General features: G+C 71.9%; 17 protein-coding genes. 7 read left to right on the plus strand and 10 right to left on the minus strand.

Annotation, left to right across the window (positions count from 1 at the left end):
* Positions 1-145 precede the first annotated feature (145 nt).
* Entirely contained in the window at positions 146-2,293 is a 2,148-nt protein-coding gene (locus KIK06_RS17380; protein WP_268644091.1) for a bifunctional metallophosphatase/5'-nucleotidase, read from the plus strand.
* A gap of 90 nt (positions 2,294-2,383) precedes the next feature.
* On the opposite strand, the gene KIK06_RS17385 is transcribed toward KIK06_RS17380, so the two are convergent.
* Positions 2,384-2,806: a hypothetical protein gene (locus tag KIK06_RS17385; protein WP_152486188.1), complete on the minus strand. Its 423-nt coding sequence runs from the start codon at positions 2,804-2,806 to the stop codon at positions 2,384-2,386.
* 242 nt (positions 2,807-3,048) lie between these two features.
* Positions 3,049-3,990, minus strand: coding sequence for a hypothetical protein (locus KIK06_RS17390; RefSeq protein WP_268644093.1), 942 nt, complete (start codon positions 3,988-3,990; stop codon positions 3,049-3,051).
* A 378-nt stretch (positions 3,991-4,368) separates the two neighbouring features.
* Here KIK06_RS17390 and KIK06_RS17395 point away from each other — a divergent pair, with 378 nt between their 5' ends.
* Both KIK06_RS17395 and KIK06_RS17400 read left to right on the plus strand, forming a co-directional pair.
* A complete protein-coding gene (locus KIK06_RS17395) occupies positions 4,369-5,037 on the plus strand; it encodes a response regulator transcription factor (RefSeq protein WP_017570862.1) in 669 nt (222 codons plus the stop codon).
* A gap of 61 nt (positions 5,038-5,098) precedes the next feature.
* On the plus strand, positions 5,099-6,385 hold the full coding sequence (locus KIK06_RS17400; protein WP_268644102.1) for a sensor histidine kinase: 1,287 nt from the start codon (positions 5,099-5,101) through the stop codon (positions 6,383-6,385).
* Between the two features lie 300 nt (positions 6,386-6,685).
* On the opposite strand, the gene KIK06_RS17405 is transcribed toward KIK06_RS17400, so the two are convergent.
* From KIK06_RS17405 to wecB, 3 genes are all read right to left on the minus strand, one after another.
* Positions 6,686-8,893, minus strand: coding sequence for a glycosyltransferase (locus tag KIK06_RS17405; protein WP_268644104.1), 2,208 nt, complete (start codon positions 8,891-8,893; stop codon positions 6,686-6,688).
* A gap of 58 nt (positions 8,894-8,951) precedes the next feature.
* Positions 8,952-10,724, minus strand: coding sequence for a hypothetical protein (locus KIK06_RS17410; protein WP_268644106.1), 1,773 nt, complete (start codon positions 10,722-10,724; stop codon positions 8,952-8,954).
* Positions 10,725-10,916: 192 nt separating this feature from the next.
* Positions 10,917-12,029, minus strand: a complete 1,113-nt coding sequence (gene wecB / locus KIK06_RS17415) for a non-hydrolyzing UDP-N-acetylglucosamine 2-epimerase (RefSeq protein ID WP_268644108.1) — start codon at positions 12,027-12,029, stop codon at positions 10,917-10,919.
* Between the two features lie 253 nt (positions 12,030-12,282).
* Between wecB and KIK06_RS17420 the strand changes: the two genes are divergently transcribed.
* The 4 genes from KIK06_RS17420 (at position 12,283) to KIK06_RS17435 (ending at position 17,612) form a co-directional block, all read left to right on the plus strand.
* Positions 12,283-14,031 carry a glycosyltransferase family 4 protein gene (locus KIK06_RS17420; RefSeq protein ID WP_268644110.1) on the plus strand — a complete coding sequence of 583 codons (1,749 nt, stop codon included), beginning with the start codon at positions 12,283-12,285 and terminating at the stop codon, positions 14,029-14,031.
* Between the two features lie 104 nt (positions 14,032-14,135).
* The gene (locus KIK06_RS17425; protein ID WP_268644112.1) at positions 14,136-15,500 is read left to right on the plus strand and encodes a nucleotide sugar dehydrogenase; all 1,365 of its coding nucleotides are present in this window, start codon (positions 14,136-14,138) and stop codon (positions 15,498-15,500) included.
* A gap of 239 nt (positions 15,501-15,739) precedes the next feature.
* The gene (locus tag KIK06_RS17430) at positions 15,740-16,891 is read left to right on the plus strand and encodes a glycosyltransferase (protein WP_268644114.1); all 1,152 of its coding nucleotides are present in this window, start codon (positions 15,740-15,742) and stop codon (positions 16,889-16,891) included.
* Between the two features lie 118 nt (positions 16,892-17,009).
* Positions 17,010-17,612: a malonic semialdehyde reductase gene (locus KIK06_RS17435; RefSeq protein WP_017596941.1), complete on the plus strand. Its 603-nt coding sequence runs from the start codon at positions 17,010-17,012 to the stop codon at positions 17,610-17,612.
* A gap of 123 nt (positions 17,613-17,735) precedes the next feature.
* Here KIK06_RS17435 and KIK06_RS17440 read toward each other — a convergent pair whose 3' ends face one another.
* From KIK06_RS17440 to KIK06_RS17460, 5 genes are all read right to left on the minus strand, one after another.
* Positions 17,736-17,900, minus strand: coding sequence for a hypothetical protein (locus KIK06_RS17440; protein WP_268644116.1), 165 nt, complete (start codon positions 17,898-17,900; stop codon positions 17,736-17,738).
* Positions 17,901-18,002: 102 nt separating this feature from the next.
* Positions 18,003-18,833 (minus strand): glycosyltransferase family 2 protein, encoded by an 831-nt coding sequence (locus KIK06_RS17445; protein ID WP_327084687.1) that lies wholly within the window; start codon positions 18,831-18,833, stop codon positions 18,003-18,005.
* Positions 18,834-19,126: 293 nt separating this feature from the next.
* Positions 19,127-19,897 (minus strand): CDP-alcohol phosphatidyltransferase family protein, encoded by a 771-nt coding sequence (locus KIK06_RS17450; protein ID WP_268644118.1) that lies wholly within the window; start codon positions 19,895-19,897, stop codon positions 19,127-19,129.
* The gene (locus KIK06_RS17455) at positions 19,875-20,924 is read right to left on the minus strand and encodes an iron-containing alcohol dehydrogenase family protein (protein WP_268644119.1); all 1,050 of its coding nucleotides are present in this window, start codon (positions 20,922-20,924) and stop codon (positions 19,875-19,877) included. The genes KIK06_RS17450 and KIK06_RS17455 overlap by 23 nt, the downstream gene beginning before the upstream one ends.
* A 5-nt stretch (positions 20,925-20,929) precedes the next feature.
* The gene (locus KIK06_RS17460) at positions 20,930-21,661 is read right to left on the minus strand and encodes a phosphocholine cytidylyltransferase family protein (protein WP_017596947.1); all 732 of its coding nucleotides are present in this window, start codon (positions 21,659-21,661) and stop codon (positions 20,930-20,932) included.
* Positions 21,662-21,677: the final 16 nt, after the last annotated feature.

The raw sequence follows: 21,677 nt of genomic DNA on the forward strand, positions 1-21,677 counted from the left end.
GACCGGCACCGCGGGTTCGCCGCGTCGTCACCCCCGATCCCGTGCCAGGAGACCCTTCTTCCTCTAGGGTGATGCCCTCTGACCCCCATCCCGGGACGTCCCACCGTCCCGGACCCCCTCCCCCAAGAAACTGGAGTCACAGAGCATGACCAGACTCGTGCGCGCGTCCGGCGCGCTGGTACTGGCGGGCGGCCTGGTCGCCTCGTCCGTATCCGTCTCCGCGGCGGACGCGGCGCCCCGGGAGACCCCCGGTACCCGGGCCGGAGCCGACTTCACCCTGACGATCCTGCACGGGAACGACCCCGAGTCCGCGCTGCTGCACGCCTCCGCCCAGCCCGACTTCGGCGGCGCCGCCCGCTACACCACCCTCCTGCACGACCTGCGGGACGCCGAGAACGCGGGCGTCGGCGCGGGCGCGGACGAGGCCGCCGAGCGGGGCGTGGTGTCGGTCAACTCCGGCGACCTCTACCTGCCCGGTCCGGAGTTCTCCGCCTCGATGGAGGAGGGCGCGCCGTTCTACGACGCGATCGCCACCAACCACGCCGGCTACGACGCGGTGTCCATGGGCAACCACGAGTTCGACTTCGGCCCGGACGTGTACGCCGACTTCCTTGAGGCGATGACCGGTGACACCACCGTCGTCGCGGCCAACGTGGACGTGTCGGGCGAGCCCCGCCTGGCCGCGCTGGCGGACGCGGGCCGCATCGCGCCCAGCACGGTGATCGACGTCGCGGGCGAGCGTGTCGGCGTCGTCGGCGCCCTCTACCCGGAGCTGCACAGCATCAGCAGCCCCCGCGACCTGGTCCTGCACGACGTGGTCGGACCGGTCCAGGCCGAGGTCGACCGGCTCACCGCCGACGGCGTCGACAAGATCGTCATGATCTCCCACCTGCAGAACATCGGTTACGAGCAGAGCGTGGCCGAACAGCTGACCGACGTCGACGCGATCGTCTCCGGCGGTGGCCACGAGGTCATGGCCAACCCCGACGACCCGCTGGTTCCCGGCGACGAGGTGACCGCGCACCCGTCCACCGGAGAGCCCCTCTCGTACCCGCTGTGGGCGAGCGACGCCGAGGGCGCCGACCTGCCGATCGTCACCACCGGCGGCGACTACGAGTACGTCGGCCGCCTGGTGGTCAACTTCGACGCCGACGGCCGGGTGTCCTCCGTCTCGGACCGTTCGGGCACCGTCCGGGTCTCGGGCGTCGGCGACGACGCCGTCGAGCCGCACGCCGCGGTCCAGGGCGAGGTGACCGAACCGGTCTCCGCCCACGTCGCCGCCCTCGACGAGACCGTGGTCGCCGAGAGCGAGGTCGCCCTGGACGGCACCCGTGACCCGGGGGTGCGCACCCAGGAGACCAACCTCGGAAGCCTGATGGCCGACGCCCTGTTGGACACGGGTCGGCGCAACGCGGCGGAGTACGGGGTCCCGGAGCCGCAGATCGGGATCCAGAACGGCGGCGGCATCCGCAACTCGTCGGTCATCCCGGCGGGGCCGCTGACCGCGCTGGACACCTACGGGATCGCGCCGTTCGCCAACCAGGTCGTGGTGGTGCCGGACATCCCGCGTTCGCAGATCAAGGAGCTGCTCGAACACGGTGTGCACGCCGCCCCCGCGGCCAACGGCGGGTTCATGCAGGTCGGCGGGGTGAACTTCGCCTACGACCCGGAGCGCGCCGCACAGGAGGTCGACTCGGACGGCCGGGTGGTCGCTCCCGGGGAGCGGGTCCGCGAGGTGATTCTGCACGACGGCACGGTCCTCGTGGAGGACGGCGAGGTCGTCGACGGTGACCCGATCACGGTCGCCACCATCGACTTCTCCGCGCGCGGCGGCGACATGTACCCGTTCCGCGGGGCCGACTTCACCGTCGTGGGCGCGACCTACCAGGGCGCCCTGGAGCAGTACCTGACGGGGTCCCTGGAGGGCCGGGTGACCGCCGAACGGTACCCCGAGGGCGGTTCGGGCCGGATCGTGGTCGGCGACCAGGCCACTCCCGTCGAGACGCCGACCGGCACGCTGGAGCTGCGACGCACGCCGGTCCGGGAGCCCGCGACGGCGATCTTCCGCTACTCCACCGACTCCCCGGGCCGCGACAACCACGTGGCGGTGTTCGCCGAGGGGGTCTCCCCGGGCGCGGAGGAGCCGCTGGCCACGCGCCGGGCCCGCCGCGAGTGGGGCCACGTCCCGGTGAGCACGCGCGTGCTGGGCGCCGGTACGTTCACCGCCTACCTGCTCGACGGTGACGGAGGAGTCCTGGCCGGACCGCTGACCTTCGAGGTCGAGGAGCGCTGATCCGGCGGCGCCGTCCCGGCCATCGGTTCGGGACGGCGCCGACCCGGCCACCGGTCGGCGGCGTGCCCGCTCCGGACCGGTGGCCGGGGCTCAGCAACGCGGCAGGCCCTCGATCGGCTGCCACGGCTCGGCCGCGTCGAAGGCGGTCGCGCTGACGAACACGTCCCTGTTGCCGGTGTCGTCGTCGGTGAGCACCCACCACATGGTGCTGGTGTCCTTGCCATCGGTGTGCGGCTGCCCCTTGGTCTGGCAGAAGACGTAGTGCCGCCCCGGCCACAGCCACCCGCCCGTCGCGTAGCGGGTGTCCGCGGACCAGTAGGTACTGGCGTCCCGCCACGTCGTGTAGTACAGCCGCGGGGAGGCGGACTCCGTCCTGGCCGCGGTGGCCGACGGCGCCGACACGGGTGTCTCCTCGGGTCCGCTCTCCGCCGTGGCGACCGGAGCCGCCAGCGCCATGGGCGCCGCGAGCCCCAGGGCCGCCGTCGTCACTCTCAGGAATCGTCTGCTGGCCATCACCGCTCCTCGTCCGGCCCCGGGTGCGGGGCGGGGTGGTTGCCGGTGTCGGCGCTCTGGCCGGACTGTCAGCCGTGGGGCGGTCGGGGCCGGCACCGGGATGGATGTGCTCGGTGGAACGGCCACGGGGCGCACAAGCCCGACGGACCGCACCAACGAGGCCATTGTCACCCAGAGTGATTCCTAATGTGCGTAACGACACGATGTGGCGCCCCGGACGGAAGGGCGCTCCGGCGCGCGGCTCAGAGACAGCCGACGATCTCCTCGGCGGCGGCGGTCATGTCATCGCGCTCGCCCTGGTCCAGGCCGTTCTGCTCGAACCAGATGAGCACGAAGTGGCAGGCGTACTGCACGTCCACGGAGTCGCCCTCCTCATCGGCGGAGAGGGCCCCGGCCATGAGAGCGGCGATCCCGGAGTTGTCGAAGGCGATGACCCGCACCAGGTTGGTGTCGATCGCGGAACTGCACTGGAAGAGCGGCCCCTCACCCTCGTCGGACTCGCAGATGTCGCCGGTCGTGTCGTAGCGCTCGGTGATGTCGAACTCGGACGACAGCTCGTCGAGCAGCTCAGTGGAGGTGATCAGCTCCTGGGGCTCGAACTCGGTGGGCTCCTCGGTCGGCTCCTCGGTCGGCTCGAACTCCTCCTCGGTGGGCTCCGGGGTGGGCTCCTCGGTCGGCTCCCCAGACGGGGAGGGGTCCTCGGCGGGTTCGGGCGACGGGTCGGCGGCGAATCCGCTCACCACCGTCTGCCCGAGGAAGAGACCGCCGCCGAGGAAGGACGCGCCCGCGAGAACCGCGATGACCGTGAGCACGGCCAGCACCCCGGCCCCGTAGCGTCCGCGCCCCGCTGGAGGGGGTGAGGCGGGTCCGGCCGGACCCTGGGGCGGAGGCCCCTGGGGCGGCCCCTGCGGGGGCTGCTGCCCCTGGAAACCCTGGGGATTCTGAGGAGGCTGCGGTGGCTGAGGCCCCTGGGGGACCTGCTGGTTCTGCCAGTACTGCGGCTGCTGCGGCTGACCGAACTGCTGGGCGTGGCTCGGCTGCTGGGGCTGGTGGGGTTGCCGCCCTTGCGGGTCCAGGAACTCCTGGGGGTGGTGGGGCTGCTGCCCCTGTCCCCCATGGGGGCTCTGCGGACCCTGGGGCGGCGGGCCGAAACCGCCCCCGGGGTCGGGCGTGTGGTCGTTCACGAAGGAGCTCCTCGGTGTCTGGGGATCTGGGGATCTGGGGTGGTCGCGCTCGGACGGGGGGCTGGCGACCGAGCGCGAATCCGACTCCGCGTCGATGCCCCACCGGGGCCGCCCCCATGTCCCGTCGCGTGATGAAGTGTCCCACTTCCTCGGGGCGGAAGTCGCTCAGGGTCGCGCCGGAAACGCACACGGCACAACGGGGCTCCCGCACACGCGAGCAACCAGCATCCCAGTATCACCAAGAAAAAGCAAAGAAAAGGCACAATATGGATGAATGAACGGTTTGCCCGGTATGGGAATAGCGTATTTTCGGCCAACCTTGGGCCATCCGGCGCGCATAATAGGGAAATGCGCGACCCCAGACCTACGATCGGGACCATGACCTGCGTTTTGCTGGCCGAAGACGATGTCTCGATCTCCGAGCCCCTCGCGCGTGCGCTCCGCCGCGAAGGCTACACGGTGGACGTGACCGTCAACGGCATTGAGACACTCGACCGTGCACGTGCGGGAGACATCGACCTGATGGTCCTGGACCTCGGGCTGCCAGAAATGGACGGCCTCGAGGTGGCACGTCGGCTGCGCGCCGAGGGTCACGGCACGCCCATCCTCATCCTGACCGCCCGAGCCGACGAGGTCGACACCGTGGTCGGCCTGGACGCGGGGGCGGACGACTACGTCACCAAACCGTTCCGGCTGGCCGAACTCCTCGCCCGTGTCCGCGCCCTCCTGCGGCGCGGCGGAGCCGAGGTGCCGGTCGTCCACGGTGTACGCATCGACAACGACTCACGTCGTGCCTGGCTCGGCGAACGCGAACTCCAGCTGACCACGAAGGAGTTCGACCTCCTGCGTGTTCTGGTCCGCGACGCGGGCAAGGTGGTGACCCGCGAGCAGATCATGCGCGAGGTGTGGGACACCAACTGGTGGGGGTCGACCAAGACCCTGGACATGCACATCTCCTGGCTGCGCCGCAAGCTCGGCGACGACGCCAACCAGCCGTCCTACATCACCACCGTGCGGGGCGTGGGCTTCCGCTTCGAACGGGACTGACCCGACCGCGCGCCGACACGCTGGACGCGATCGGCCGCCCGGGTCGCACGGATGAGGTGACATGCGCAGGCGGATGGTTTTCTCCACCCTCGTGGTGACCGTCATCGCCGTCATGCTGCTCGGCCTGCCTCTGGGTGCGCTCACGTACAGGATGGTGCACGACGAGGCCAGCCAACAGCTCCGGAGCGAGGCGGAACTCATCGGCGCGGAGAGCGACAACATGCTCGAACTCCAGGGCGAACTCGACCTCGCCGAGTTGAGCTCTGAGCATCCCCGCCGGTTCATACGCATCACCCCTCCCGGGGAGACCCAGGCGACCACGGCGGGGGACCCCGCCCTGAGCCCCGCCACGCCGGATGCGCCGAGCTTGCTCCGGGCCATGGACACCACCGGTCGCGGCACACACGTCCAGGTGTGGGCGAGCGCGGACAAGGTCCAGCGCAGCGTGGTCCGCGCCTGGCTCGGGATCGGCTCGCTGTCCCTTCTCGCCATCGGCGTGGCCGTGGGGCTGTCGATGTTCCAGGCCCGCAGGCTCACCCTCCCCCTGGTCGACCTGGCGGCCACCGCGGAGCGCCTGGGGTCAGGCGTGGCCACCCCCTGGGGCCACCGCTACGGGATCCCCGAGGCGGACCGGGTGGCCGAGGTGCTCGACCGCAGCGCCGAACGCATCGCCGGCCTCATCGCCACCGAACGCCACTTCGCCACCGACGCCTCCCACCAGCTGCGCACACCGCTCACCGCACTGACCATGCGCCTGGAGGAGATCGTCGCCGAGGCCGACGACCCCGAGGTGGTCCGGGAGGAGGGTGAGGCCGCGCTCTCCCAGACCGAACGCCTCGTCGAGACCGTCGAGAGCCTGTTGGGGCGGGCTCGCAAGAGCCAGAACCCCGAGGTGGAACCGGTGGAGGTCGACCCGGTGCTCAACCACCTCCAGGCCGAGTGGTCCCCGGTCTTCCAGCAGGAGAAGCGCGACCTGGTCGTCGCGGGGGACCCGGGGCTGACCGCCATGACCGTGCCGAGCGACCTCACGCAGATCCTCGCCACCCTGGTCGAGAACGCCTACAAGCACGGAGCGGGCACGGTGACCATCCGCCGCCTCGACACCGGCCAGTCGGTGCGTATCGAGGTCAGTGACGAGGGCGACGGCGTCCCCGAACACCTGTCGGGCCGGATCTTCGACCGCGAGGTCAGCGGCGACGGCGGCACCGGACTGGGGTTGGCCCTGGCCCGGCACATCGCCGAGTCGGAGGGGGCTCGGATCGAACTGGTGCAGACCCGGCCGACCACCTTCGCGCTGTTCCTGCCCGCGGGCGCGGGCGGTCTGACGAAGATGACCGGCCCGGTCTGACTGTGTTCGTTTCGGTCCTCCGCTGCGCTTCGGCCCGCCCGTCGCCCTCCACCACCCTCAACGGACGGCCTTCGGCCGCGGAACCTCCCTCTTCGTCGCCCTCCACCACCCTCAACGGACGGCCTTCGGCCGCGGAACCTCCCTCTTCGTCGCCCTCCACCGCCCGGGGGCCGCTTCGCGGTGGGCCGGGCACCCTCAACCGACGCCTCCGGCGCAGTCTTGATCTTTGAGAACCCCGCCGGCTCCCGAACGTCAAACCCCCTGGAGTGACCGCCCCGCCTTGGCCCACAGAAAACACGGCTACGCCACCGTCGGGGTCGACGCGGCCTGGGGCACCTTCCCGCGCACCACCAGGTCGCTCCACAGCGAACGCACCCGCGCCAGCCCGTAGGCTCCGGTCACCTCCGCCCTCGCCCGCTCGGCCTCCTGCGCGAACCGGCCCTCGGACACGATCGCGTGGACGGCCTCGGCCATCTCCACCGCGTCGTCGTGGATCCAGTGCGGGTCGTAGATGGTGTCCGCGCCCGGCCACGGCAGCAGCGCGGGAACCCCGCCCGAGGCGGCGCACTCCGCGGGCGCCAGGTGGAACGACTCGTCGTCGCTGGTGGAGAGCATGAACCCGACCCGCCGCAGCCAGGTGGCCACGTCCGGACCGAACGGATCGAAGACCACGGCCTGCGCGAGCCGCTCGTCGCGCTGGATCCGCCGGTAGACGCCCTCGAAGTAGGCGCGTTCCTCGGGCCGGTTCCAGATCCACCAGTAGTCCCACGGCTGCTTGGTCTTGATCGACAGCGTGTACCGAGGGTCCATCCGCCGCAGTTCCGCGAGTACGTCCAGCCCGCGGTCCAGGCGCTTGCGCGAGGGCGCGATCCCGATCATGCCCAGGGAGTACTCCGCGCCCGCGAGCTTGGGACGGCGCAGCTGTTCGTCGTCCACCCAGTTGGGCAGCACGACCACCTTGTCGGCGGGCCAGCCGGTGATCTCACGGGTCAGGTCGGCGTAGTGCGGGCTGACGCACACCACGGCGTCCACCTTGTCGATGTCGAGTCTGCGCGGCCACTCGGCGTAGAGCTCGAACCGGTGCAGGCGTACGACCAGCCGCTGGTCGGGGCGTTTCCACTTGGCGTAGAACAGCGCGTTGGGACCGCACCACTCGCAGATCACCACGTCCGCCCACCCGGCCAGCTCGCGGGAGCGGTACTGGTCGTGGGTGCTCAGGCCCTCCCACTGGTCGATCCGCACCTCGAGCCCGGGCAGTGAGTCGAGGTAGTCGGCCAGGCGGGTGAAGAACTTCAGGTCGTGCCCGGCCACGACCACCTTGAGCGGGCGCTCCGGGTCGGTCCCGGCGGGCGCGGGCGGGAGCGCCTCGGTCAGGCAGCGGCGCAGCCGCTCGGCGGCGCGCTCCAGGGTGTGGTCGGCCGCGGCCCGACGGCAGCGCTCGGCCGCGTCCGCGTAGACGGAGCGGTCGGCGTGGGCCCGGGCCACGACGGCGGCGACCGAGTCCACCCCCGTGCCCGCGAAGAGGGGGTAGTCCCCGCCCAGCATGGCCTCGTGCATCGGGGTGCGGTTGAGGACCACCGGCAGGCCGAGCGCGCCCAGTTCGAGGACCTTGGTGGACAGTTCGAGGCTGGCGTCCATGGACGGGTCGCGCCAGGAGAGCCCGAAGTCGCACTCGGCGGCCTGACGGAGCGCGTCAGCGCGCGACATGCCGCCGCGCCAGTCCACGCCGTCGGTGTCCTCCAGGCCCCTGCGCATGCGCTTGGCCCAGTCGGCCGGGTCGGAGTGGATCTTGTCGCCGATCATCACCACCTCGGCCTCCACGCCGAGCCGTGACAGCTCGCCCGGAAGCTCGGTCATTTCCAGGGTGTTCCACCTGGGCGCGAACTTGCCCGTGTAGGCGAGACGGGCGCGGGCGTGCACCTCTCCGTCCGAGCGGACGTCGTCGGGGACCACGACCACGGGTGGGAACAGGACCGAGCGCCCGCAGGCGGCGGGCACCGACGACTCCAGGAAGGCCCGCAGTTCCTCGGTCTGGCAGAGCAGGAACCGGGAGGCCAGTGCGATCTCGGTCAGCTCCGCGGTGGCGGTGGCGGTGAACTCCGCGACGCCGTGCGGGAAGTCGGTGAGGTAGGTCCACAGCCGACCGGACAGGGACTCCTCCTGCGCGGCCAGCCCCGCCAGGCGCCTGCCCCGCACCACCACGAGGTCGAACCGCCTACGCTCGTCCTGGCCGGTGATCAGGGTGACGGCCTGTTCGGGGGTGAGCCCCCTGGGCCCGAGGTCGGGCAGAAGCTTGTCCTCATAGGGCCGCAGCAGCCGGACGCCGGGCACGTCCGTCAGGGGCGCGGTCAGCCGGTCGGTGCGCACGGGCGCCTTCAGAAGGAGGGTGACCTCGCATCCGGCGGCGGCCAGGGCCTGCGCCATCGACTGCGCCCAGACCGCGGAACCGTCGATGATGTTGAGGTCCACGTCCCCGTACAGGAGTGCGCGCGGAGGAGGTGTACTCACGTTCTTCCCTTCGGATGCTTTCGGGTTGCCCGTGCGGGGCGGTCGGCGCGGTCGGGGGTCAACCGACGGCGCCGGTCTGGGCGGCGGAGTGGGAGGACCCGTCGCCGCCGGGGCCGGCTCCGGTGCCGTGGTCCGGGCCCAGGGCGAGGAGACGGCTGCCGCGGCGGTTCCACTCCCTGGGGCGCCAGCCGCGGCGGAGGAGTTCGGTCCGGGCCAGCTCCGGGGTGATGGCGCTGACGAACACGTACTGCTGGCCGCCGCTGTCCGGACGGTCGAAGAACCCGCGCTCCCCCGCCCCCGTGAGCGGGTCGTCGGTGTCCGGCCCGGTGTCCGCCGTCCCGACCGCGTCGGCGCCGGAGCACTCGGCGGCGCACACGAGGTCGACGAGCCGGTGATCGCCGAGCGGTCCGGTCCACGGGTGTGCCCAAGGGGACGTGGCGCGCTCGGCCAGGGCGGCCCACCGCTGGTGGGAGAGCCCGCCGTGCGTGTCACCCGGGACCCGGTCGACCTCCCGGGTGAGCTCCTCGGGGGTGTCGGGCGCGCTGACGCGGACGGTGCGCACGGTCACGCCCTCCGACCGAAGCCGCTTGACCCCCGTCAACTTGGCGGCCGTGCCGGGGACGACGACCTCGGCGGGACGGAGCCGGGCGGTGAGCAGGTCGGTGGCGAGCTGGTCGGCGTCGGCCTCCCCCGCCGGGTCGGCGAGGACGGCCACGGCGCGGCCGCGCAGCGGCAGGTCGGTTCCGGCGGTGCCGGAGGCGAAGTCGAGCCCCTCCAGGACCGCGGACAGGCGGACCGGGGTGGCCTCGTCGAGGAACACCCGGCGCAGGAGTTCGCGCTGCTCCGGGCCCGTGGGCCGCTCGGCGCGCAGGCGCGGCACGGACACCGCCAGGTCCTCGCCCGTGGGGCGGGGCAGCGGGGAGTGGGTGACCACGCGGGCGCCGCAGGCCCAGGCCCGTCGGCGGAGGCCGTCGGTGTCCGGCGAGGTCTCGGGAACCACCGCGACGTTGGCCGCGCGCAGGGCGTCGGGCAGGTCGGCGGCGTCGACGTCGACGACGCGCACTCCGAGGTCGGTGAGGACGTCCGGGACGGGTTCGTCGCGCGCGGCCCGGACGTAGACCGCCGCGGGGCCGGGCGCGAGTTCGGCGGCGACCGGGTTGAACAGGTGGAGGGGGACTCCGGCGTCGCCCGTGTGGACGCGGTCGAAGCCGAGTCCGCGTAGGGCGGGGGGCGCCGGCGCGTCGTCGAGCAGGACGGCGGGGATGCCGCGGGCCGCGGCCGACTCCAGGACCCAGTGCAGGGCGCGGGTGCGGTCGGTGGCGGCGGGGTCGCCCACGTGTGCCCAGGGCGAGCCGGGGGCGGCGGCCGAGGCGGACACCAGGACGAGGTCGACGTCGACGCCGTCCATGACGATCTGTGCGTCGTGCGGACGCAGCGGGACCGTGCGCACGTACGGGTCGATGGCGGACTGGATGGCCGGGCCGACGACGGTGGCGGCGATGAGCCGGTCCTCGCGACCGCCCACGACTCCGGTGAGCAGCCGGGCCTCCTGGCGTTCGGCGTCGAAGGAGCGGACCGGCTCGCTGGCGGGGCGGCGGCGCTCGCTGTGGTTGGTCTGGCCGCTGCGGCGCCAGAGGCGGTAGAGATCGCGCGGGAGGCGGACCAGGGAACGGCCGGGCTTCTTGGCGGCCGCGGTGAGGGCGCGGCCGACCTGGAGGGAGGTCGAGCCCTCCACGGCGGCCAGACGTGCGCGCGCCTCCTGGAGCTGGGCCTCGCGTTCGGCCAGCGCCTGCTTGAGCTGCTCGGTCTGGCTCTGTTCACGCCGTTTCACGGTCTGCCACCTCGTGTTCTGATCGGATCGGCGTCGCCGCCGCGTCCATCGGGGGCCTGGGGGCTGGAACGGTCGGACGGCGCCGGGGGCGTGCGCCGGGCCGGGCGTGGGCGCCCGTGGTCGGATGCGTGGCGGACCCCGTGTGACGTCTGGGTGGTGTGGGGATCGGCCGGTGGAAGTCTGACATGGTGATCACCTCGTCCACTGGGTGAGGATGGCGGCGATCCGCTCTCCGGCGCGGCCGTCCCACAGCGGCGGGACGTCGTCGCCGAGCCGGTCGGGGCCGCGCCCGTCCAGGGCCTTGCCGAGGGCCTGGAGGAGGTCGTCCTCGGTGACGAGCTGGTTGGTCCCGTGGGTGATGGTGACCGGCCGTTCGGTGTTGGGGCGCAGGGTGAGGCAGGGAACGCCGAGGATGGTCGTCTCCTCCTGCACGCCGCCGGAGTCGGTGACCACGGCCGCGGCGCCGCGGGTGAGCGCCACGAAGTCGAGGTAGCCGAGCGGTTCGAGGAGGCGGACACGCGGGTGGTCGCCGAGCCCGGCCCGGTCGAAGGCGGCCTTGCCGCGCGGGTGCACGGGCATGACCACGTCGGTGGTGTCGGCGATCTCGTGCAGGCGGGCGACCAGGCGCGCCACCGTGTCGGGGTCGTCGACGTTGGCGGGCCGGTGCAACGTGGCCGCCACGTAGCGCTCGGGCAGGTCGAGGCGGGCGCGCAGCGCGTCGGCGTCGAAGCGGTCGAGGTTGGCCAGGAGGGTGTCGATCATGGGGTTGCCGACCAGGTGGACGCGGCTGGGCGGGACGCCCTCCGCCGCCAGGTGGCCGACCGCCTCCGGGCTCGTGGCGAAGCACAGGTCGCTGAGCTGGTCGGTGACGCGGCGGTTGATCTCCTCCGGCATCGTGTCGTCGAAGGACCGCAGCCCGGCCTCCACGTGCGCGACGGGGATGCGCAGCTTGGCGGCGACCAGGGCGGCGGCCACCGTGGAGTTGACGTCGCCGTAGACGACGACCATGCCGGGCCGGCGTTCGGTGAACTCCTTCTCCAGGCCGACCATGAGCGCGGCGGTCTGGGCGGCGTGCGAGCCCGAGCCCACGCCGAGGTCGACGTCGGGGGTGGGCAGGCCCAGGTCGCGGAAGAAGACGGCGGACATGCGGTCGTCGTAGTGCTGCCCGGTGTGGACGACCGCCTGGTGCGCGCCGCGACCGCGCAGAGCCGAGACGACGGGCGCGGCCTTGACGAAGTTGGGCCGTGCCCCGACCACGTGCACGATCCCGGTGTCCTGACTCCCGAGGGGAGCGCTCGATGCCACGTCTCTCACGTTTCCTTCTGTTGGGGTGGTGTGCCCACCGAGGGGGTTGGTGGGGCGGATCCGACCTGGTGGAGGTCGCTGTGACCGGTGCGGGTCCGGGACGGTCCGACCGGTTCCTTGCCCGAGCCGTCCCGTCCGTGTCGCCGTGGTGTCACCACCTGGTCACGTCCGCGTGGTTGTGTGACTGACCGTGCATGACACCCAGACTTCCGAATCCCACGTCCCGCGTCCGCGCGCCCGCTGGGTGCGAGCGGTGACGTTCACCGTCACGTTGGCCTGGCGACACCTGCGGTCCGATCCCGCGCGGTTGCCGCTGCTGGCGCTGCGGTTGGCGCCCGGTCCGCTGCGGCGCGCGATCCGGGCCGCGGCCACCCGGTTGGGCGGCCTGGCACGGGCCTACGCGCTCTGGGACCGGGGCCTGCGCGGGGAGGCGCGCGCGGCGGTGCTCACCGCCGCGGAGGGCGCCTCCCCCCGCCGCGTCGGCCGGCTGGTGTCCGCCAGCCTGGCCGCAGGTGACGCGGACACCGCACGTGAGCTGGTCGGACAGCTCCCGGAGGGTCCGCGCCGAGACGCGGCGGAGTATCGGACGGCCCTGGCGACAGGACGCGCTGTTCCCGCGTCCCCGTCCACATCGCCCGACCATCACGGGATCACGTTAACCCGTGGTCACCGAACGCGGCCCGACGACACGGTGAACGCTCGGCGACCGGCACGCCCCGCCGGTGAACGGTGGCGTGTGGCCGAGGACCCGTCCACGCCCGGGGCGGGGCTGCGGGTGCTGCATCTGGTCACCAACGCGCTACCCCATACCAACGCGGGGTACACGCAGCGCACCCACCGCATCGCCACCGCGCAGCGGGAGGCGGGGATGGACGTGCACGTGGTCACCCGGGCCGGATACCCGCTCACCAAGGGGGTCGCCGACCCGCGCACGCTGGTGCGGGTGGACGGGATCCCCTACCACCGGCTGCTGCCGTGGACGGCGCCCGCCGACCCGCGGGCGGAGCTGGAGGCCGGACTGCGGTTGGCGGAGCCGCTGGTGGAGGCGTTGCGGCCGAACGTGCTGCACGCGGCGAGCAACCACCACAACGCGCGGTTGGCGCTGGAGTTGGGCCGCAGGTACGGACTGCCGGTGGTGTACGAGGTACGCGGCTTCCTGGAGGAGTCCTGGCTCTCGCGAGATCCGTCGCGGAGCGTGTCGGACGCCTTCTACCAGGCCGAACGGGCGAGCGAGACGGAGTGCATGCTGGCCGCCGACCTGGTGGTGACGCTGGGCGAGACGATGCGCGCGGATATCGAGGCCCGGGGGGTGCCGCGCGAGCGACTGCTGGTGGTACCCAACGCGGTGGACGCGTCCTTCCTCGATCCGCTTCCACCGCGCGAGGAGGTGCGCGAGGCGCTGGGGATCGGCGCGAACGAGTACGTGGTCGGCACGACGACCAGCTGTTTCGGTTACGAGGGCCTGGACGTCCTGTTGGACGCGGTGGCGCTGATGCGGGAGCGCGGGGAGGGGGCGCACGCCCTGGTGGTCGGTGACGGGCCGGAGCTGCCCGCGCTGCGCGCCCGCGCCGAGGCGGCGGGGCTGGAGGGGGCGGCGCACTTCCCCGGGCGCGTGCCCGCGGGGGACGTACGCCGGTACCACGCGGCGCTGGACGTGTTCGTGGTGCCGCGTCGGGACGACCGGGTGTGTCGTCTGGTGACACCGCTCAAACCCGTGGAGGCTATGGCCGGAGGACTTCCCGTTGTGGCGAGTGAGTTGCCTGCGTTGCAAGAGATTGTGGAACCGGGAGTGACTGGTGAGTTAATTCCGGCTGGCGAATCGGCGGGGCTCGCCGATGTGCTGACAAAACTCGCTTACAGTCAGGAAAAGCGCGTTTCGTACGGTCTCGCTGGCCGGAACCGCGTCGGCACCGATCGGACCTGGGCGGAAGCCGCATACCGCTACAACCGGGCGTACCGGGCTCTTATCCGGAAATTGTCCGAACCAGGCCAGATCCCGTAACCGGGAACGACATCTGCCTACACTCGGATGCCCCACCTTCCCTCCCCAGGCTGTCCCCGAAACAGTGCGCCCGTTCACCCAACGAATGCGAGTGTGACCGCGAAGTGGATGCCGCAGCCTCCAACCCAGTCTCCATTCCCGAGCAGTCCTCCGGCGGAACCAGCGACCTCGTCATCCTGGGCCTCGGCTACGTCGGCCTGCCCCTGGCGGCCGAAGCCGTGTCCGCCGGGTTGCGGGTGGTCGGCCTCGACGTGAACGAGGGCGTCGTCGCCGGACTCAACGGCGGCGTGTCGCACGTGGACGACCTCGCCGACGAGGACGTCGCGGCGATGCGCGACGGCGGGTTCACCGCGACCACGGACGCCTCGTGCCTGGCCCGGACACGGGTGATCGTCATCTGCGTGCCGACCCCGCTCTCCCCCGAGGGCGGCCCCGACCTGGGCGCGGTCACCTCCGCGGCCACGTCCATCGCCACGCACCTGACGCCGGGGACCCTGGTCATCCTCGAGTCGACCACCTACCCGGGCACCACCGAGGAGGTCGTCCGGCCGTTGCTGGAGGAGTCCGGCCTGGTCGCCGGAGCCGACTTCCACCTGGCCTTCTCGCCCGAGCGGATCGACCCGGGCAACCCGACCTTCGGCGTGGCCAACACCCCCAAGGTGGTCGGCGGCCTCACCGAGGAGTGCGGGGCGGCCGCGGCGGAGTTCTACGGGCGCTTCGTGGAGACCGTCGTCCGGGCGCGCGGCACGCGCGAGGCGGAGATGGCCAAGCTGCTGGAGAACACCTACCGGCACGTCAACATCGCCTTGGTCAACGAGATGGCCATCTTCTGCCAGGAGCTGGGCGTGGACCTGTGGGACGCCATCGCCGCGGCCTCGACCAAGCCGTTCGGCTTCCAGGCCTTCTACCCGGGGCCGGGTGTGGGCGGCCACTGCATCCCGATCGACCCGAACTACCTGTCGTACAAGGTCAAGACGCTGGGCTACCCGTTCCGATTCGTGGAGCTGGCCCAGGAGATCAACGGCCGGATGCCCTCCTACGTCACCCAGCGGGCGCAGGAGCTGCTCAACGAGTCGGGGCTGGCGCTGTCCCGGTCGAAGGTGCTGCTGCTGGGCGTCACCTACAAGGCCGACATCGCCGACCAGCGAGAGTCCCCGGCGCGTCCGGTGGCCCGCAAGCTCGCGGCCAAGGGCGCCACGCTGACCTACCACGACCCGCACGTGGAGGCGTGGGAGGTCGATGGAGCGGACATCCCCCGGGCCACCGACCTGGACCAGGCACTGGCCGAGGCCGACCTGACCATCCTGTTGACCGACCACGGCGAGTACCGGCCCAAGCGGTTGTCGGAGTACGCGCGGCTGCTGCTGGACACCCGGGGCGTGCTCCGGCGCTCGGAACCCGAGGCCGACACCGAGGTGCCCGCGCAGGCCCGCCGGTCCGTCGAGCGCGAGGGGCTGCGGGTGCTCTGAGCGCACCGGGGTCCGCCCGAGGGGCACGTCGACCACGAACCCACCGCGGTTCATCGGCGTGCCCCTTGTCGTTCATCTTCGGACCATGCAAGGTTCACCCGTTTACCCCCTTGTGTCCACCGTGGTTTATTCGCACCGTTTCCGCTGGTGATTACCGTGTCGGACAGCTGGTACCGCGCATATGAGGCGGATCATCGCTGTAGACGGACCCGACCGGTGACACTCGTAGGTGATGTTCGATGCACGCACTCGTGGCCACGGTGGTCCACCATCCCGAGGACGCCCGGATCCTGCACCGGCAGATCCGCGCCCTCCTCGACGCGGGACACCATGTGACCTACGTCGCCCCATTCCGGGAGTGCGGCGTCACACCGTGGGGCGAGGTCGACTCGGTCGACGTGCCCCGGGCGGTCGGCCGTGAGCGGCTGACGGCCCTGCGCGCGGCGCGCACGGTACTCGCCGAGCACGCGCCCCGCGCTGACCTCCTGCTCTTCCACGATCCCGAACTCATGCTGGCGCTGCCCTCGCGGCGCCCCGCGACGGTGTGGGACGTGCATGAGGACACCGCGGCGGCCATCCTGACCAAGCCGTGGGTGCCTGGGCCGGTGCGCCGACCGCTCGGCGCGGTGGTCCGCGCCCTCGAACGGCGGGCCGAGCGCCGGATGCGGCTGCTCCTGGCCGAGGAGGGGTACCGGTCGCGGTTCCGGTACGACCACCCTGTCGTGCCCAACACGACCGAGGTACCGGTGGAGCCCGCGCGGGAACCGGGCGACGACCGGGTGGTGTACCTGGGGCACGTCTCGGTGGCGCGCGGAGCGCACGAGCTGGTCGAACTGGGACGAAGGCTGCGCCCCCGAGGCGTCCGGCTGGAGGTGATCGGCGGCGCGGACGCGGGTGTGCGGCCGCTGCTGCGCCAGGCCCAGCAGGACGGCGACCTCCAGTGGTACGGGTTCGTGCCCAACGACCGGGCGCTACGGATCTGCGCGGGGGCGACGGCCGGGGTGAGCCTGCTGCACGACACACCGAACTACCGGCACTCGATGCCGACGAAGGTCGTGGAGTACATGGCGCACGGCCTACCGGTGGTGACGACCGCCAACCCGATGGCGAAGGACCTGGTCACGGGGCGCCCCGAGGGCGACGCGGGCCTGGTGGTACCGTTCGGCGACGTGGACGCGGCGACGGAGGCCGTGCTGCGGCTGCGCCGGGACGCGGACCTGCGGCGGCGGATGGCGCGCACGGGACACGAGATCGCGCGGACCTCCTACCACTGGCCGGTCCAGGCGCGGATGTTCGTCAAGCGACTGGAGGAGTGGGCGGACGCCTCCACCCCTGACGTGCCGGAGGTCCCGAGGCAGCGGGTCCGACGCCGTCTCGCGCCGAGCGAGTGACCGCGACCACATTTAGTCGCACAGGAAATATCTTCCTGGATAACAATGTTGGTGCTCCCGAAAGACCGTTCCGGTGGCCACACCGGCGACGCCCGCAGAGCACGACAGAGGTTATGACATGAACGAGGCGCTGGTTCTCGACAAGGCGACCCAGGACCTGCTGTTCCGGTCCGCCCGCACCGCCAACACCTTCACCGACGAGCCCGTGACCGACGAGCAGGTCCGCGCCATCCACGACCTCGTCAAGTTCGGCCCGACCGCGATGAACAACCAGCCCCTGCGGGTCACCGCCGTGCGCTCCCCCGAAGCCCGCGAGCGCCTGGTCAAGCACATGGCGGGCAACAACGCCCCCAAGACCTCCACCGCACCGCTGTCCCTCATCCTGTCCGCGGACACCGACTTCCACGACCGGCTGCCCAACGTCTTCCCGGTGCTGCCGGGCGCCCGGGACATGTTCACCGGCGACGACGAGAGCCGGGCGAGGATCGCGGAGCAGAACGCCTTCCTCCAGGCCGCGTACCTGATCATCGGCGTGCGCGCCGCCGGTCTGGCCGCTGGGCCGATGGTCGGGTTCGACGCCGAGGGCGTGCGCAGGGAGTTCTTCGGCGAGGACTCGCCGCTGCGCCCGGTCGTGGTGATGAACGTCGGCAAGCCCGGCCCGGACGCGTGGTTCGACCGCCTTCCGCGCCTGGACTACGAGGACGTCGTCACCGAGGTCTGATCGCGAGAGCGACGGGGGCCGGACGCCGGGAAGGACGCCCGGCCCCCTCGTCGGCCGACCTCGGAACCGGACCCCGTCAGGACGCCTCGGTCCCGGACCCGAACACCCGGAGCCGCCGCGCCGTCATCCCTCCGGAGGCGGACCGTGACGGAACGGGTACGGACGGCGAGGCTCGACCGGCTCCCTCGGCAGGGGAGCCCGGAGGTCGCGCACCACGAAGAAGGTCATGAGCGCCGACAACGCGGTGATGACCACCGCGACGAAGCAGATCGCCGTGAGCGCCACCATCGAAACCGCCCCCTCCGCCGTCATGTCGGCACCGCGCCCGGTGTCGTGGCCCCACGATGGCACGGTCCGCGGACGGGGCGCCGTCGGGCTCCCGGTCCGGCCTCAGATGACCGGCGGGCGCCCCGCGCGCGTCATCCGCCAGGCGGTCGACCACCGGATCGGCGTGCGCGGCCCCGCGTCCTCGCGCCACCCCTCGCGGAAGCCGCCGAACCACGACCGCAGCGCCGCCCGGTCGCGCTCGCGCAGCACCGTCAGCCCGACCCAGGTCCCCAGGTAGGCGAAGGCCAGCGGCCACGGAAGGTTGCGGCGGGCCAGCCACACCCGGTTGCGGGCGTTGAGCCGGTAGAAGTTCTCGTGCCGGGTCGGCGCCACCGCCGGGTGGTACATGACCGCTTCGGCGTCGTACTCGATCGTGTAGCCCGCGTCCATGATCCGCCAGGCCAGGTCGGTCTCCTCGTGGGCGTAGAAGAACTCGCCCGGCAGACCGCCGCCCTCCTCGAACGCGGTGCGCCGGATCGCGCACGCGCCCCCCAGGAAGGTGGTCACCACACTCGACTTGCGGGAGTCACCCACCCGGAGCCGGGGCACGTGGCGTCGCTGGTCGGGGCCCCCGTCCGGGTCGGCGATCCGGAAGGACAGCGCGCCCAGCTCCGGGGCCGCGGCGAACCGCTCCCGCACGTGCCGGGCCAGGTCGGTCGAGCGGTACCATCCGTCGTCGTCCAGGAACAGCACGACGTCGCCCTTGGTCGCGCGCACCCCGTGGTTGCGGCCCTCGGGGATGCCCACGTTCTCCGGCAGCCGCACCGTCGTGACGCCCTCGGGCAGCTCGGGCAGGTCCGCGCCGTTGCCGACCACGACCACCTCGACGTCCGCGCCCTCCTGCTCGAACACACTGGTGATCGCCCTGCGCAGCTCAGCGGGGCGGTTGCCCATGGTGAGCAGGACACAGGACAGCGTGGGCTGGATGGGACCGGACACCTCGGGACGGCTCCGTTCGGCTCGCGGCGCTCGGGAGCCCTCCTCCGCGGACGCGCCGGAGACCGGTGAGGACGGGATCACGGATGTGGCCATGCTTGCGACCGTTCAGTGGACGATGGACTTCGAGCAGGTTGACTCACGCCAACATTCGCACGAACAGACTAACGAGAGAATAAGAGAAAGGTGTACGGGGCCGTGACGCGGGCAACACACACGGCCCCGTATGTGACAGTAACGTCACTGACGCGTTATTCCAGGCGTCGCGAGGCGACCACGCTCACGAAGTGGGCGAAACTCATCACCACGCCCACGACCGCGCACGCGACCACGAGCACCCGGGTCGCGGCCAGGTCGCCGAGGAAGGCGTCCGCGACCGCCGCCACCACGACCAGCAGCGACAGTTCGACCGCCTGGATCACGCGGTGGACCTTCAGCGCGGAGGCCAGCCGCCGGGCCAGGCTCAGCCCGGACGAGCGCGGACGCATCGCCTCGGCCGTGACCTCCTCCGGCAGCCCCGCCTTGGCCCGGGCCACCACGACATTGTCCGTCTCGGCCTTGATCAGCGCGACACCGATCGCCGCGGCCATCCCGAGGATGACCCAGCCGCCCGGCTCGAACTCACCCTGGGCACGCACGCCCAGGCCGATGAGCAGGGCGATCTCCGACACGTAGTGGCCGATCCGGTCCAGGTAGATCCCCGCCACGCTGGTCCGCCCCGTGTACCGGGCGACCTCGCCGTCGGAGCAGTCCAACAGGAGGTAGACCTGCACCAGCAGGGCCGCGAGGATCGCCGACCACAGCCCGCCGAAGGCCACGACCACCCCGGCCAGGACACCGAACACCATCATCAGGTAGGTGATCGGGTTCGGCGGGACGCGGAGCCGGACGAACAGCGTGCTCAGGTAGGGCGAGACGTCCCGCATGTAGTAGCGGCCGGCCCAGTGCTCCTCGTTGACACGCTCCTTGATCCCCGCGGGCTGACCGCCCGCGCGGACCTCAGCGACCGACGGCTTCGACATAGTCCGCGACACTCCGCTTGATCTCGTCCTCGGAGAGGTTCAGGTGTTCAAGGATGGTGAAGCGGCCGGGACGCGTGCCCGGGGCGTGGACGACGGCGCGCACGAAGGCCTCCTCGTCGAGCCCCACGTCGGTGGGGAGGATCGGCAGCTGGTGGCGGAGCAGGCAGGAGCGGATCTCCTCCAGCCGCCGCTGCGACCAGCCCAGATGGCGCACCCGCAGGAAGGACGCGTACAGCGCGCCCAGCCCGGCGAGCTCGCCGTGGTTGCTGGTCCCCGGGTAGAGCTGGGTGACGGCGTGCAGGATCTCGTGGCACGCACCGCTGGCCGGGCGGCTGGACCCGGCCACCGACATCGCCATCCCGGACAGCACCAGGCCCTCGGCGAGCACGGCGAGGAAGGCGTCGGACTCGATCGAGTCGGGGCGGTGCAGGACCGCCTCGGCCGCGACCCGGGCGAAGGTGACCGCCATGCCGTCGACCGGCTCGTCGGCGACCCGGCCCGCCAGCTCCCAGTCCTCGATGGCCGAGATGTTGCTGACCACGTCGCCGATACCGGAGCGGACCAGGTGCGCGGGGGCGGCCTGGACGTAGTCGACGTCGATGACCACGGCGATGGGCATGGTCACGCCGATGGACGGCTTGCCGCCCTCGTGTTCGAGGGAACTGACCGGGGAGGCGATCCCGTCGTGCGCCAGGTTGGTGGCCACGGCGACCATGGGGATGCCCGCCATGGTCGCGGCGAACTTGGTCACGTCGATGGTCTTGCCGCCGCCGATGCCCGCGACCGCCTCGTAGGCGCCCGACCGCAGCTTCTTGCCGAGATCGGTGGCGGCGTCCACGGTGCCCTCGTCGACCTGGAACACCTCGCACTGGGGCAGGTCGAGGTCAGCGGCGATGTGCGCGCCCTGCCCCGGACCGACCGCGACCGCGATGCGGCCCTCGGTGGCGATCCGACGGTCGGCGAGCACGGACCCGAGGGAGGCGATGGCCCCCCGGCGCACGTCGATCGCCAGGGGGGAGGGGAGCATTCGCGCTAGTAGCGGCACGCGATCTCCCTCGCCTTGGCCAGGTCGTCGTGGTTGTCGACCTCGACCCACTGGACGTCGCCGATCGGGGCCACGGAGATCTTCTCGCCGCGGTTGACGAGCTCCTGGTAGCCGTCCTCGTAGTACAGCTGCGGGTCGCGCTCCCAGGTGGCCTTGAGCGCGTCGGCCAGGCGGGCGTCGAGCGAACCCTCGATGAGGGTGGCGCCGATGTACTCGCCCGCGGCGGTGGCCGGGTCCATCAGCTTGGTGATGGTCTTGATGTGGCCGCCCTCGTCGAGGGTCACCTTCATCTCCTCGTCGGCCAGATTTTTCACGTTGTCCACCGCGAGGAGGAGTTCCGGACCCCGCGCGGCGAGTAGCGTTTCCTCGACACTCACGGGGTGCACCGTGTCACCGTTGACGAGGAGGACGCCCTCGGAGAAGAACTCGCGTGCGGTCCACAGGGAGTAGGCGTTGTTCCACTCCTCGGCCTTGTCGTTGTAGCTGAGGGTGATCTTGACGCCGTGGCGCTCCTCCAGCGCCTCCTTCCGCTCCTCCACGGCCTCCGCACGGTAACCGACCACCACGACGACGTCGGTGAGCCCGGCGGCGGCGAGGTTGCGCAGCGAGATGTCCATGATGGTCGTCTCGCCGTCGACGGGCACCAGGGCCTTGGGCAGGGTGTCGGTGTAGGGGCGCAGACGCCGTCCCGCGCCTGCGGCGAGAACCATTCCGAGCATGAGGGCGTGTTCCTCC

Source organism: Nocardiopsis sp. EMB25 (assembly GCF_026797795.1).
GTDB classification, from domain to species: Bacteria; Actinomycetota; Actinomycetes; order Streptosporangiales; family Streptosporangiaceae; genus Nocardiopsis; species Nocardiopsis lucentensis.